General features: G+C 65.9%; 12 protein-coding genes. 4 read left to right on the forward strand and 8 right to left on the reverse strand.

Features of this window, described 5'->3' with window-relative positions:
* Window positions 1-2 precede the first annotated feature (2 nt).
* On the reverse strand, window positions 3-2,348 hold the full coding sequence (locus ACFQ50_RS08410) for a transglycosylase domain-containing protein (protein WP_377995070.1): 2,346 nt from the start codon (window positions 2,346-2,348) through the stop codon (window positions 3-5).
* A gap of 37 nt (window positions 2,349-2,385) precedes the next feature.
* Between ACFQ50_RS08410 and ACFQ50_RS08415 the strand changes: the two genes are divergently transcribed.
* From ACFQ50_RS08415 to ACFQ50_RS08425, 3 genes are read left to right on the forward strand one after another with little or no spacing between them, the layout of a single operon-like run.
* Window positions 2,386-2,541 (forward strand): DUF4177 domain-containing protein, encoded by a 156-nt coding sequence (locus ACFQ50_RS08415; RefSeq protein WP_003797879.1) that lies wholly within the window; start codon window positions 2,386-2,388, stop codon window positions 2,539-2,541.
* A 1-nt stretch (window position 2,542) separates the two neighbouring features.
* Window positions 2,543-3,076 (forward strand): RidA family protein, encoded by a 534-nt coding sequence (locus ACFQ50_RS08420; protein WP_377995071.1) that lies wholly within the window; start codon window positions 2,543-2,545, stop codon window positions 3,074-3,076.
* Between the two features lie 16 nt (window positions 3,077-3,092).
* A complete protein-coding gene (locus ACFQ50_RS08425) occupies window positions 3,093-4,004 on the forward strand; it encodes an NUDIX hydrolase (RefSeq protein ID WP_377995072.1) in 912 nt (303 codons plus the stop codon).
* Window positions 4,005-4,336: 332 nt separating this feature from the next.
* Here the strand turns inward: ACFQ50_RS08425 and ACFQ50_RS08430 are convergent, their stop codons facing one another.
* Window positions 4,337-5,014, reverse strand: a complete 678-nt coding sequence (locus ACFQ50_RS08430; RefSeq protein ID WP_003797871.1) for a Crp/Fnr family transcriptional regulator — start codon at window positions 5,012-5,014, stop codon at window positions 4,337-4,339.
* 192 nt (window positions 5,015-5,206) lie between these two features.
* On the opposite strand from ACFQ50_RS08430, the gene ACFQ50_RS08435 reads away from it, so the two are divergent.
* Window positions 5,207-6,391 (forward strand): MarP family serine protease, encoded by a 1,185-nt coding sequence (locus ACFQ50_RS08435; RefSeq protein ID WP_377995073.1) that lies wholly within the window; start codon window positions 5,207-5,209, stop codon window positions 6,389-6,391.
* 72 nt (window positions 6,392-6,463) lie between these two features.
* Here ACFQ50_RS08435 and ACFQ50_RS08440 read toward each other — a convergent pair whose 3' ends face one another.
* The 6 genes from ACFQ50_RS08440 to ACFQ50_RS08465 form a co-directional block, all read right to left on the reverse strand.
* Window positions 6,464-7,513: a DUF2332 domain-containing protein gene (locus ACFQ50_RS08440; RefSeq protein WP_377995074.1), complete on the reverse strand. Its 1,050-nt coding sequence runs from the start codon at window positions 7,511-7,513 to the stop codon at window positions 6,464-6,466.
* Window positions 7,514-7,515: 2 nt separating this feature from the next.
* On the reverse strand, window positions 7,516-7,992 hold the full coding sequence (gene aroQ, locus ACFQ50_RS08445) for a type II 3-dehydroquinate dehydratase (RefSeq protein WP_377995075.1): 477 nt from the start codon (window positions 7,990-7,992) through the stop codon (window positions 7,516-7,518).
* Window positions 7,993-8,213: 221 nt separating this feature from the next.
* Entirely contained in the window at window positions 8,214-10,418 is a 2,205-nt protein-coding gene (locus ACFQ50_RS08450) for an alpha-galactosidase (RefSeq protein WP_377995076.1), read from the reverse strand.
* A 133-nt stretch (window positions 10,419-10,551) separates the two neighbouring features.
* Window positions 10,552-11,892 carry an ABC transporter substrate-binding protein gene (locus ACFQ50_RS08455; RefSeq protein WP_377995077.1) on the reverse strand — a complete coding sequence of 447 codons (1,341 nt, stop codon included), beginning with the start codon at window positions 11,890-11,892 and terminating at the stop codon, window positions 10,552-10,554.
* A 34-nt stretch (window positions 11,893-11,926) separates the two neighbouring features.
* A complete protein-coding gene (locus ACFQ50_RS08460) occupies window positions 11,927-12,859 on the reverse strand; it encodes a carbohydrate ABC transporter permease (RefSeq protein ID WP_377995078.1) in 933 nt (310 codons plus the stop codon).
* A gap of 12 nt (window positions 12,860-12,871) precedes the next feature.
* Window positions 12,872-13,828, reverse strand: coding sequence for a carbohydrate ABC transporter permease (locus ACFQ50_RS08465; protein WP_377995121.1), 957 nt, complete (start codon window positions 13,826-13,828; stop codon window positions 12,872-12,874).
* Window positions 13,829-13,883: the final 55 nt, after the last annotated feature.

Genomic DNA, 13,883 nt, shown 5'->3' on the forward strand with positions numbered 1-13,883 from the left:
GGTCAGCCGTTCCCCTTATTGCCGTTGCCGTTTCCGTTATTACCGCTGTTGTTATTGCTGTTGCCCCCGGTGCTTCCGCCGGTGTTGCCACCGGTGTTGGCGCCGTTGTTCCCGCCGGTGTCTCCTCCGGTCGAGGGATTGTTCGGGACCGTGGGCTCGAACTGGGGGGTGCCGTAAAGCAGGTTCGACGGCGGTTCCGGGAAGGGTTCCGTGCCGTAGCCCGGCGCAATCTGGGACATGAAGTTGGAGAACATCGGCCCGGCGATCATGTAGCCGTCGATGCCGGTGTAGAACTTCCCGTTGATGGTCACGTTCTGGCCGGCGCGCTGCTGGCTGCCGAGCGGGTCACCGAACCACGCTGCCGTCGCGAGGCCCGTGGTGTGTCCGACGACCCAGGTGGAGCCGTTGTTGTTGGAGGTACCGGTCTTGGCCGCGATGGGGAAGTTGGTCTGTGTGGAGATCCGCGGCTCGATCAGGGAGCCGGAGCCCTCGTTCAGGACCTTCTGCAGTGCGTAGTTCACGCCGCGCGCCACCTCGGGCTTGAGGGCGTCCCGGCAGGCCGGGGACTGCGCCGGCAGCTGTGCGCCGGTCTGGTCGGTCACCGAGGTGATGGCGATCGGGGCACAGTACTTGCCGTCGTCGGAGAACGTGGCAAAGGCGCTGGCCATGGTCAGCGGAGCTGTCTGCCGCGAACCCAGCAGGTTACCGATGGTGGTCATGGTGATCTTGGGGTTCGGATCCACCACCGCGTTGGTGTCCTTGTCGCGGATGGGCAGGCCTTCGTGCAGCCCGACGGCGTCCACGACCTTCTGGATACCGCACAGGTCAAGCTGCGCAGCCGAGGCGAACGTTGCGGTGTTGATGGAGTTCTTGAGGCCGTCCAGCACGGTCATGGGGCGGTAGTAATTCTCTTCGGCGTTCTGCAGGTCCTCGGTGCCGTTCGTGCTGTCATACCAGCCCACTGTCGGAGTGGAACAGGTGTTCTGCCACGGGAAGTCCTGCGGGTACCGGCGCTGGGCGGCATTGACGATGGTGTTCATCGATTTGCCTTCATTCAGCCACTCGGCAAAGGTGAACGGCTTCATGGTGGAGCCGGGCTGCGCGCCGCCGAGGCCGTTCAGGTCATTGCCCTGGTCGTCGTACTGGTCCACGCTGAAGTTGATCTGGGAATCGAATTTGCCCTTGCCCGCAAACCATGAGGTGTTCTGGGCCATGTTGGTGATCTTGCCCGTACCCGGTTCAACGGACACCAGCGCAGCGCCCCACTTGTCCGGGTTCGAGCCGGCTGCAGAGTTCACCTGGTCCTGCGCCGCTTTCTGCGCCTTCGGGTCCAGGGTGGTCTTGATGGTCAGACCGCCGCGGAACACCTTCTTCTCGCGCTCGGTCGCATCTGCACCGTAGGCCGGGTTGTTCAGCAGGAGGTGCAGCACGTAGTCGCAGAAGTAGGGGGCGGTGGGCGAGTAGGCGCAGCCCTGCCGCGCCGGGGTCACCTTCGGTGTCACGGGGGCGGCAACTGCGGCGGTGTACTGGGCCTTGGTGATCTTGTTGTGGGTGAGCATGGCGCTCAGCACCAGGTCCCGGCGCTTCTTCGCGTTGTCCGGGTTGGTGATCGGGTCGAAGGCCGACGGGCTGTTCACGAGGCCGGCAAGCAGCGCGGCCTGGGGGAGCGTCAGGTTCTTCGCGGTGGTGCTGAAGAAGAACTTGGAGGCGGCCTCAATGCCGTACGCGTCACGGTTGAAGAAGACGATGTTCAGGTAGCCCTCAAGGATCTGCTCCTTGGTGAATTTCTTCTCCAGGGCGATCGCGAGCTTCATTTCGCGGAGCTTGTCGCCGACGCCCTTGTTGACACCGTTGAGCTTGACCTCATCGGAGTTGCCCGATGCTTCAAGGTTGGCGTTGAGGACGTTGTTGACGTACTGCTGCGTGATGGTGGACGCGCCCTGCTTGTTGCCGCGGGCCGTGGCCACCAGGGCGCGGAGGATGCCGGTGGTGTCCACGCCGCCGTGCTCGTAGAACCGGCTGTCCTCAATGGAGATCACCGCGTCCTTCATGAACGGGGAGATCTGGTCCAGCGGAACGCGGGTGCGGTTTTCCGCGTACAGGTTGGCGATCACGCTCCCGTCCGCGGCCAGGACCTTGGTGGACTGGCTGGGCGGGTCCACCTGGAGTTCAGCGGGCAGGGTGTCAAAGAATTCGATCGAGCCGCTGGCTGTGCTGCCCGAAACGGCGGCTGCAGGAACCAGCAGGCCGGCCACGAGGACACCACAAATAGCGCTCACGCCAAGGAAGCCAAGAATTTTTCCGAGGGTGGTGGCCGTGTCGAATATGGGGTTCTTACGAGTCGCCATGTTCTCCAGTTTACCGCCAACGATTAGGCTTTATTTCATGACCAAATGGGAGTACGCCACGATTCCGCTCATCATCCACGCCACGAAGCAGATTCTGGACCAGTGGGGAGACGACGGCTGGGAGCTTGTTCAGGTAGTCCCCGGACCCGACGGCAACGGCCTTGTCGCCTACCTTAAGAGGGAGAAGCAGTAGCATGACCACCCCCCAGGAAACCGCTTCCAGCGCTGATCTGGCGCCATCGTCCGCCGTCGAGCAGCGTCTCGCCGAGCTCGGACTGACCCTCCCGGAAGTTGCCGCGCCCGTCGCCGCCTACGTGCCGGCCGTAGTCTCCGGCAACCACGTTTACACGTCCGGACAGCTGCCGTTTGTTAACGGCAAACTCGAAGCTACGGGCAAGGTGTCCGCCGGCACCGAGGGAACCTCGGACGAGCCGACTGTGTCCCCGGAAGACGCCAAGGCCTACGCCGCCGTCTGTGCCGTGAACGCCCTGGCCGCCGTGAAGAGCGTCATCGGTGACCTCGACCGCATCACGCGCATTGTGAAGGTTGTGGGCTTCGTCTCTTCCGATCCTTCCTTTACCGGCCAGCCCGGCGTCATCAACGGCGCGTCTGAGCTCCTGGGCCGGGTCTTCGGTGACGCGGGCCAGCACGCACGCTCCGCCGTCGGCGTTTCAGTCCTGCCCCTCGACTCTCCCGTGGAAGTCGAACTGATCGCCGAATTCAGCTAGGGAGCAGTCGGTTCCCTTGCCTCACCTAGCACGCCGGCTGTTTGTTCTTCCCCCCGATTTTGAAGGGGCTGCACGTAGCTGGCTCGAACACGGCGAACGGACTCCGCGCGCACCCCGTTTCGCCTCGTCAGTGGTGCTTCTCCGGGATTCACCCACCGGCCTGGAAACATGGCTCGGTTACCGTCCCGGGGAGTCACCGCTGGGCGTCGTTGCCTTTCCGGGCGGCTCCCTGGATGCGTCCGACGACGACGCCGTCGGCTGGCTGGGGCCTTCGCCCCAGCATTGGGCGGAACAGATGGGAACGGACGACGTCGGACTGGCGCGCCGCCACGTGGTGGGCGCCGTCCGCGAGCTGTTCGAGGAGACCGGCGTGCTGCTGGCCGGCCCGGATCTTTCCTCCACCGTGGAGGCAACATCCACCGCCGAGTGGATGAAGGCCCGGGAAGCGGTGGCGTCGCAGGAAAAGTCGTTCACAGCGGAGCTGGCCAAGCGCGGCCTGTCCCTTCGGACCGACCTGCTGAAGCCGCTCGTAAACTGGCTCAGCCCGGACTTCGCGCACCGGCGCTTCAACACCCGGTATTTCGCCGCCACCGTCCCCATGAACCAGCAGCCCTCCATCCTGGCGAGCAAGGGTGTCTGGGGACGGTGGGTGTGCGCCACCAAGGTGGTTGCTGAACGTGACACCACCGCCCTGGGTGACGAGTTGGGCCAGGAGAACACCGTTGGCCTCACCCTCGGGCAGCTCATGGTTCCCGGCTCCGAGATCATGCTCGAGAAGATGGCTAAGGCCAACGGCTGCATCGCCTACCTCAGCTACAAGCGCACCCCGCACGTCTACCAGCCTCGCCTCGTCGAGGAAGACGGCACGCTCATGCTTGAGGTCGAGGCAGCAAAGACGGTAGCCGGAGAGCCCCAGCGCGAGCGCTGAACCTTCGCCGTCTCTTATGGTTCCGTCCGCTTGGGTTGCGTTCGCTTTGGTCACCTTCACCGGGCGGCGGCCCTTCGCCGTCGCTTAGACACGGGTCATAGGGGCCCCTGCGGTCGCTGAGCGACCTCCGGACCCCGATGCCCCGCGATGCGCTCCTACCCGAAGGCCCGCAGCACGGCTCGTGCGTATCTCCCCCAACGCTTCCTCAGATCCCGTCGCCTTTTCCCCGACGCTTCCTCAGGTCCTGTCGGGTTTTGGCCGCCTTCCGCCGGGGGTGAGTTAAAAAGCGAAAGGCCGCCCCGAGATGAACGAGGCGGCCCCTGCAGGGCGGATTAGCGCGAGCGCTGGCGGAGGCGCTGCATGTCCAAGATCACGACGGCGCGGGCCTCGAGGCGGAGCCAGCCGCGCTGGACGAACTCGGCGAGAGCCTTGTTGACGGTTTCACGGGAGGCGCCGACCAGTTGGGCCAGTTCCTCCTGGGTGAGCTCGTGTGCCACGAGAACGCCGTCGGTGGCGGGACGGCCGAAGCGGTCGGCGAGGTCCAGGAGGGCCTTGGCCACGCGGCCCGGCACGTCGGAGAAGACCAGGTCGGAGAGGGAGTCGTTGGTGCGGCGGAGGCGGCGGGCCAGTGCCTGCAGCAGTTGGGCAGAGACCTCGGGGCGGGTCCGCAGCAGGGAGTTCAGGCTTTCGTTCTTGAGGCCGGCCAGGCGGGTTTCCGACACGGCCGTGGCCGTGGCGGTGCGGGGGCTCGGGTCGAACAGGGCCATCTCGCCGAAGAGCTCGCCCGGGCCAAGGATGGCCAGCAGGGATTCGCGGCCGTCGGGGGAGGTGCGGCCGAGCTTCACCTTGCCGGAGACAATGAAGTAAAGCTGGTCACCCTGGTCGCCTTCGCGGAAGACGGATGCGCCGCGGGACAGGTCGACCTCGGTCAGTTCGTCCGTGAGCAGGCGGAACGCGTCGTCGTCCAGCGTTGCGAAAAGGGGTGCGCGGCGCAATACCTCGATGTCCATGAATTCTCCTGAGTAAAAGTGTCGTCTGGGGCGCTTGTGCCATTGTTTCAGAATTTTCAACGTTCTGTGACGTACTTGGCAGCTGAAACGCCCTAAAAGACGCCGCGAGACCGGCGCAGGCTCCGCGCATCCACGGCAAATTGTCAGACTTGGCCAGTAGAATCGGGGCTCAGCTGCTTGTGAGGAGACCCGGTGTTTGGCCTGACCGTTCTGGACCTTGCGTTGATTCTCACGCTTTTGTCCTATCTGATCTACGGCCTGCGCAACGGCTTTCTGGTGACCGTGGGCGGCCTCGCCGGTTTCGCGGCTGGCGCAGTGGCCGCTTTCCTTTCCGTTCCGCTGGTCAGCGACTTCGTAAAGGACAGCGGGTGGCGCCTGACCGCCATCATCGGCACTGCCGTCCTGCTGGTGGTCCTGGGAAACGCCCTTGGCACCATGATCGGGCGCAGTATCCGCAGCGCCGTCCGCATGCAGCCGCTCCGGGCCATGGACAGAATCATCGGCGGGGCCGTGAACCTGATCGTGTCCGCGCTGGTTATGTCCATGTTGGCGTTCAGCATCAGCGCACTCGGCGTGCCCTTCGTGTCGCAGCAGCTGGCCGAGTCGAAAGTGATCCGTTTCATAGACGGACTGACGCCCAATCCCGTCAAAACCGCCATGGCGCAGCTGCGCTCGGCCGTCATCGGCGACGGCATCCCCACGCTCATCGAGGGTATCGGGCAGGACCAGCAGGTCCCGGTTCCGAACGCCAGCACGGATACCCCGGCGCTGAACAGGGCAGCCGGTTCGGTCCTGAAGATTGCCGGGACCGCCTTCCAGTGCGGGCAGAACCAGACCGGAACGGGCTTTGTGGTGTCGCCGGGACGCGTGGTGACCAACGCTCACGTGGTGGCAGGTGTGTCGCAGCCGGTGGTGGAAGTCCCCGGCGGAGGAGCCATGCCCGGCAGGGTGGTGTATTTCGACAGCAAGCGCGACCTTGCGGTCCTGGCGGTGGACGGGCTGTCCACCGCGGCATTGCCGCTGAGCTCCGATTTGCCCGCGGGAACCGCCGCCGCCTTTGCCGGCTACCCGCACGGCGGCCCGTACCAGTCCAAGCCGGCCACGGTGCAGGGCATTTCCACGGTGCTGGTACCGGACATCTATGGCAACAACCCCGTTCCGGACGAAGTGTACAAACTGGCTGGCGACGTCCAGCCCGGCAACTCGGGCGGGCCGCTGCTCACCACCAACGGAGAGGTGGCGGGCGTCATCTTCGCGAAGACCACGTCCAACGCCGCCCTGGGCTTTGCAATCCCGATGATCGACCTCCGGCCGGTGGCGGCAGAGGCGCCGGACCTGTCCAGCCCGGTGTCGTCGGGGCAGTGCATTCAGCAGTAGGGGCATTCAGCAGTAGGGGCATCCAGCAATAAGTGCATCCGGCAAACGGCATCCAACAACAGGATCAGCCGGTCAGAGCCAGTCCAGGCTCTGACCGTGCGGGCCGGTGATGGCCACCGGCTGGCCGTCGTGCAGCAGCAGGAAGTTACCGCGAAGGCGGCCGGGGTCCATCTCCGGGACAACCGCAGAGCCGTCCTCCTGGATGATCACCGTCTCGCCCTCGTTGGACAGCCAGTGGCAACCCCGATCAAGCGCCAGGTCCTGTACGGTGGCCCGAAACCTGGCACGCCCGTCAGCGCTGACGTAACCCATGACGGCGCTGTGGAACACCACCAGCGCGGCGTCGGCAGGTGCCCTGGCGGCCAGCGACGGCAGCTGATCGTTCAGGTCGCCGGCCACGAGCAACGGCGGATTTTGGCGCGCAACGGCGATGGCCCGGCGCAGCCGCTCGCGGCGGAACTCCTGCTCCGGCCAGATCAGCGCCTCAAGCCAGGCGACGTCGTCGGGATTGCGTACATCCAGGGGGTTCAGATCAATTCCGGCCCGCCACACCACTTCGGGGAGGCTGCCGGGCAGGGGAACCGGACCGGCTGTCCGGCAGCGGAGGACCGGAGGCTCCCCGGGGCCGGCCGGCGGTTCGCAGGACGCGGCGGGAGCCAACCGCGTGACTGTTGCGCCGTCGTCGAACTCGTAGCTGTAGTGGTCCGGGAACAGGGCGAGCCCCGCGGAGGCGCCCACCTCGATCAGGGCGAGCGGCCTGCCCTCCGCGGCGGCGATGGCCGCGAGCGAGGGCAGCAAAGTGACGCAGCGGCCCACCTCGTTGGTCTGGGTGGCGCGGGACAGAACGGTGCGCGAGATCTCATCCCAGTGCCTGTCCATGAACGTCCGGAACTCCGCGTACGGGGCCACCGCGGCGCCGAGGAAGCGGGCGGCAGCCAGCATCAGCAGCGGCTGGCGCTTGTTGTACGGCCACTCGTCGATCCGGGCAATCAGCCGGGGATCGTCGGCGATGTGCAGCGACCAGTCGGCGTAGCACGGCGAGGAACCGGGGGCATCAACCGTGCCGAAGTGCCGGTACCACTCTGCGGTGCCGGAGCCAGAAGCGGACCCCGCCGCCGGCATGGTCAGGCCTTGCCGGCATTCAGGTCGGCGAGGAATTCCACGGCGAACCGGTACCCCAGAATCCCGGCGCCGGCGATCACGGCCTTGCTGATGTCCGAGAGGTAGGAGTGGTGGCGGAATTCCTCGCGCGCGTGCACGTTGGTGATGTGGACCTCAACCGCGGGAATCTGCACCGCGGAGATGGCGTCCCGGATGGCCACCGAGGTGTGGGTGTAGGCCCCCGCGTTCAGTACGATGCCGATGGCCTTGCCCCGGGCCGCGTGGATGGCGTCCACCAGGGCGCCTTCATGGTTGGACTGGAAGCATTCGACGTCCAGCCCGTGCGCGGCGGCGGCGTCCTTGGCGAGCTGTTCGACGTCGGCAAGGGTGGCCGTGCCGTACTTCTCCGGCTCGCGGGTGCCGAGGAGGTTCAGGTTGGGGCCGTTGAGGACAAGGATGGTGCCGCGGCCGGCTTCGGTGGCGGAGGGGGCTTCAGTCATGACTGCAAATCTATCGCGTCGGGTTGCCGGTCTTCGATGGGACGGGTTTCGTTACGGCCTCCGCTTGTTCTGACACTGAATGTTCGACGGCGGGACGCCCGGTCGGGCGGCCGGCTCGGCTTTCGGCGGGGCTTAAGTGTTCGTTCGCGCTGGTCTGCAACGCAAGGGGCACCGGCCCGGGCGGCGTATCGCCCCGGCCAGTGCCCCTTGGTTTGGCGTCCCTAGAGCGCCGTGACCTTCAGCACCAAAGCGTGCTCCGGGTTGAGGCTGGGCATCGGCAGCCCGACCTCGGCCAGGAAACGGCCGCTGGCTTCCGCGCCGGAAGCCAGCCAGGCCGGCGGCTGGATCTGGGTGAACGTGTGGGCGTAGTCCGCGTCTCCCGGGGCCGGGAAGATGGCCTCCACCCGGTAGCGGCGCGACGCCTCCAGCCCGGGCAGGGCTACGCGTCCCAGCAGCTCGGCGAACGAGGTGCGCGTGCTCACCACGGCGAACAGCGCCGCCGTCGTGCCGGAGGCAACGGAAGCAACGGAAGCACCGGAGCCGGCAGCACCAGCCACCACGCCGTGCAGCATGAGCGAGTCGTCGGGCACATCGGCCCGGACCATCCGGCCGCTGTGGATCAGCCCGCGGTGCTCCTTGTACAGGGCGATGAACCGCTTCAACTCCTCGCGCTCGGCGCCCTGCACCTCCCGGACGTCCCATTCCATCCCGAAATGGCCAAACAGTGCCGTGATGGCGCGGAAGGACAGGTCGTGGGTGCGGGCGGTGGTGTGTGACGTCGTGGGGCCGATGTGGCCGCCCACGAGTTCGGGCGGAACCACGACGCCGGTCCAGCGCTGGATGGTCTGCCGTTCCAGGGCGTCGTTGCAGTCTGAAGCCCAGATGCGGTCCGTGTGCTCCAAAATGCCCAGGTCCACGCGTGCCCCGCCGGAGGAGCAGCTCTCAATCTCGACGCCGGGATGCGCCTTCCGCAGCTCGTCGAACAGGCGGTACGCGGCGAGAGTCTGTCCGTGCACGGAAGGGCGCCCGGCGTGCCCGTGTTCGGTGAGGTCGCGGTTCTGGTCCCACTTCAGGTAGCTGATCCTGTTGTCGCGCAGGAGCGCGTCAATCCGGTCAAAGACGTACTGCCAAGCCTCCGGATTGACCAGGTCGATCACGTGCTGGTGGCGCCAGGTCAGGGGAAGCCGGCCGCCGTCCTTGTGGGAAACCGCCGCCGGGCCCACAATCCAGTCCGGGTGCGCCCGTGCCACGTCCGAATTGAGGTTGATCATCTCCGGTTCCACCCACAGGCCGAACTCCATGCCCCGGGAGGTGACGGCGTCGATGAGCGGCGTCAGCCCGTCCGGCCACATCGTCTCGTCCACGAACCAGTCACCCAGCCCGGCGGTGTCGTCGCGGCGGCCGCGGAACCAGCCGTCGTCCAGGACGAAGCGCTCCACGCCGAGGTCGGCGGCCGAGTCGGCGAGTTCGATCAGGGTGTCCAGGTTGTGGTCAAAGTAGACGGCCTCCCAGGTGTTGAGGACCACGGGCCGCGGCTTTCCGCCGCCCGCCGCGGGGAGCACGTGGTGCGGACGCGAACGGAACCAGCTGTAGAACGCCTCGCTGATGCCGTCCAGGCCGCGGTCCGAGTACGCGGCGAAGAGCTTGGGCGTGGTGTAGCTGGCGCCGGGCTCCAGGACCACCTCGGCCGGGCCGAGCAGTTCGGAGCCGCCGATCATGGTTCGCCCGTTTGCGAGGGCATCCGCAAACTGTTCGTGGTTGCCGCTCCATGCCAGGTGGGTGGCCCAGACCCGGCCGCGGCGGTTGCCGAAGCCGGCCGTCCCGGCCGCGAACAGCAGCGAGGAGTCGTGTCCGGTCCGGCCGTGCCGGCCGGTGCGCACCCAGGTGCCCTGCTGGATGGGGCGGCGCTGGGGGTGCCGTTCCCGGCACCAGCGCCCGGTCAGGTCGAGAAGTTCGACGGCGTCCGGAGCCACCGGGAGGACAGTGGCCAGTTCGTCGAGCTGGAACGGCGTGGTTCCGGTGTTCGTGACAGCGTGGTGCAGTTCCAGCAGGCCGCCTTCGTGGAGGGCAAGCGTGGATTCGACAGTGACGCCGGCGTCGGCATCGTGCTGGACGATGGCGGCGGCGTTGCCGTTGACTGTGGCGCGTACGGTGCGCAGGCGAACGGAGAAGTCGAGTCCGGAGACGCCGTCGGCAATCCGATGGCCGCGCAGGGCGGCCCGCCCGCGCCAGCCGGAGGACGCCTGGGGGAGCAGCCCGGTCGGGACGTTCACGTCGACGGCGGAGTTGGTGATGGTTTCCGTGAGTATGGACAGGTCAGGGAGTTCGCTGCCAAGGTCGGCACCCCAGTGGATGACCTCGGCCTCCCCGCTGTTGAAGCTGATCACCAGGCTGGTGCCGGCGGAACGGAGGTGCAGGGGATCCATAGGTGGGTCTCTTTCGTGATGAGCAGAATGGTATGGGAGGTGTTGCGGGGCCGGGCGCGGTGTGCGCTGTTCCGGCCCCGCAGGTGTGGTGCTGTGTGGATGCCTGGACTTTGATTTTCGCCCAGTTGGCCCGCTACTTGAAGAGGTCGTTCACCTGGTTGTTGGCGTCGGTCAGGGAGCTGGCGGGCTTCTTGCCGGAGAGCACCGCATCCATGGCCGGCTTCAAGATGCCGTCCACCTTCGCGGCCTTGTCAGCGATGGGGAAGAGGAACGTGGTGCCGTCCTTGACGTGGGTGGTGAAGGCCGACACATCGATGCCCTTGGCCTTGAACGCCTGGGCCGCTTTTTCGGAGGAACTGGTGATGGCCGGGAACACCACGGCCTTGGATGCTACGACGTCCTGGCAGGCGGCGGAACCGAGGTATTCAACCCATTTGACGGACGCTGCAGGGTTCTTGGTGCCTGCCCAGACGGAGTCGGCCAGGCCGTTGAACATGCTGGCACGCTTGCCGTCGGGGCCTTTGGGGGTGGGGGCAAACGCAGTATCCACGCCCTTGTAGCTCTTGTACTGGCCGATCAGCCAGTCACCTGTGGTGTTGATCGCGGCCTTGCCGGCGCCGAAGTTGTCAGCGAGGCTGGCGCCCACCGTGGTTTCCAGTTTGGGCATGTAGCCCTTCTCGATCAGGCCGGCCCACCAGGCGATGGTCTCCTGGAACTTGGGGTCGTCGTAGTTGAACTTGGTGCCCCAGGGGTTCTTGTCCGTGTGGGTCCAGCCTGTGGTGGCGCTGAGGAAGCTCCATTCGGTCTGGCCCTGGCCGGAGCCGCTGCCTGCAAGGCCCAGCCCGTACACGGCGACGTTGTTCTTGTCGAAGCCGGCTTCGTCGCCCCGCTTGCCGCTTTTGTCCACGGTCAGGTGGGCAATGGCCTTCTCGTAGCTGCCGCCGTCCTTCGGGTTCCAGTCAAGGTTGGCCATCTGTTCGGCGCTGATGCCGGCGGAGTCCGTCAGGGCCTTGTTGTAGAACAGGCCCACGGTGTCCCAGTCCTTGGGCAGGCCGTAACGCTTGCCGTCCTGGCCGACCCAGAGTTCGGGCAGGCCCTTGGTGTAGCTGTCCAGCTTGACGCCGTCCTTGGCCACGGCATCATCGAGGGAGAGCAGCTGCTTCTTGGCGGCGTACTCGGGGTACTTCGAAAGGTGGTTGGTGAAGACGTCAGGGGCCGTGCCGGCGACGAAGCCGTTGGTCAGCGTGGTCCAGTAGTCGTCCCAGCCGCGCTGGGTGATCTTGACCTTGATGTCCGGGTTGGCCTTGGTGAAGTCCGTGGCGCACTGCTGGTAGGCGGGGAGCTGGTTGGCGTCCCACAGCCAGTAGTTGATTTCGCCCTTGGCCTCGCTGGAGGCAGGGCTGCCTCCGCCACAGGCGGAGAGGGACAGTGCGATTGCCGCGGCGGCAGCTGCGACGCCGATGGTTTTCTTCATGATGGACCTTTCGAGGGTATTGCGGGGGAGGGGGTTACTTGATTCCGGAGAAGCCGATGGAGTTGACGACCTTCTTGCCGAAGGCGATGAACAGCAGGAGGACGGGGAGGGCGGCCACCAGCGTGGCGGCCATCAGTCCGGTCCAGTCCGGGGCGCCCTGCGGGGACTGGGACTTGAAGACGCCCAGGCCCACGGTGAGCACGCGGACGCTTTCGTCCTGGCCCACCAGGAGCGGCCAGAAGTATTCGTTCCACTGGCCGATGAAGGTCAGCAGGGCCAGGGTGGCCAGGGGTGCCGCGGCGTTCGGCAGGACGATCTGGAAGAAGATCCTCAGGTGCTTGGCGCCGTCGAGCATGGCGGCTTCCTCCACTTCCCTGGACATGCTGAGGAAGAACTGGCGCAGGAAGAATATGGCGAACGGGGTCATGAACAGGAACGGCAGGGTCATGCCGGCGAAGGTGTTGAGCAGACCCAGGTTCTTGATCATCAGGAAGTTGGGCAGCGCGGTGAAGATCGGCGGGACCATCATCGTGGCCAGGAACAGGCCGAACACAGCGTTCCGCCCGGGCCAGCGGAGCCGGGAGAAGGCGTAGGCTGCCATCGCGCTGAAGAAGACCTGCCCGGCAGTGGTGACACTGGCGAAGATGACAGAGTTCCGCAGGTACAGCCAGAAGTTGATGGCGGCTCCCGAGCCTCCTTCGGCGATGGCCTCTTCCGGGCTCTGCATGCCGAGGACCCGCTTGAAGGCGCCGAGGCTGAAGTCGGCGGGCAGCAGGTTGCCGGCGTTCGATGCCAGCGAGGCATTGCTGGACAGCGCGGTGCGCAGCATCCACAGGAACGGCGCCACGGTGACGGCGATGGCGACGGCCACCAGGGCCCAGGCTCCGATGCGCCGCCAGCTGACCGGCTTCTTCCGGATATGGATGGTGCTGACGGGCTTCTTGCGGGAAAGTGTGGAGGTGCTCATGGCTGGGGTTCCTTAGTCCAGATCCGATTCGTTGCCTTTGAGGAACTTCATTTGCACGAAGGCCACCAGGGCAAGGATGAGGAAGAGAATGACGGACAGTGCCGATGCGTAGCCGAAGTCCGATTCGCCGAAGGCCTTTTGGTAGATGTACATCTGGATGACGCGGGAGGCGTTGATGGGTCCGCCGGCCGTGGTCACGGCAACGGTGTCGAACACCTGGAAGGACCCGATCACGGTGACCACCAGCACCAGCACCAGCACGGGGCGCAGGAGCGGCATGGTGATGCTCCAGAAGGTCCGGGTGGGGGAGGCGCCGTCGAGGGAGGCAACCTCGTACACGTGGTTGGGGATGGACTGCAGGCCAGCGAACAGCAGAAGGGCGGTGTAGCCCATGTGGCGCCAGACGTTGACGGCCGCAACGGTGGGAATCGCCCACTGCTCGCTGCCGAAGAAGGCGATGCGTGGCAGGCCCATCCAGCTGATGATTTCGTTGACGATGCCGATCTGGTAGTCGAGCATCCAGAACCACAGCAGCGCCACGATGACGTTGGCCACCAGGAAGGGCAGGAGCAGCGCGCCGCGGATGAACGTGGACTTTGCGACGCGGTGCATCAGGAGTGCCAGCCCGAGGGCGATCACCGTCTGGAAGCCGATGTTCAGCCCGACATACTGGACGGTGACCCACATCGCGTTCCAGAACAGTTCGTCGCCCAGCATGGCGGTGTAGTTCTTGATGCCGATCCAGGTGGGGTCGCCCAGGATGCTGTACTCGGTGAAGCTCAGGTAGACGCCCCGGATGGTGGGGACCAGATAGAAGAGAACAAAGCCGATCATTGCCGGGAAGACAAAGAACAGTGCCACCTTCAAGTCACCGAGGCGGTGGATGAAGCTCTTCCGGGCGGGTTTCGCTGACCCGGGCCGGCCGGCCCGCGCTGCCGTGCCCTGTTGCTGCTTGGTAAGGGTGGTCATCATCGACCCTTCCTGGGTGTGTGATGGAACTAACAATCGCCAATGAATCTACACG

This window comes from Arthrobacter sp. NPDC056493 (genome assembly GCF_042795115.1).
Taxonomy (GTDB): domain Bacteria; phylum Actinomycetota; class Actinomycetes; order Actinomycetales; family Micrococcaceae; genus Arthrobacter.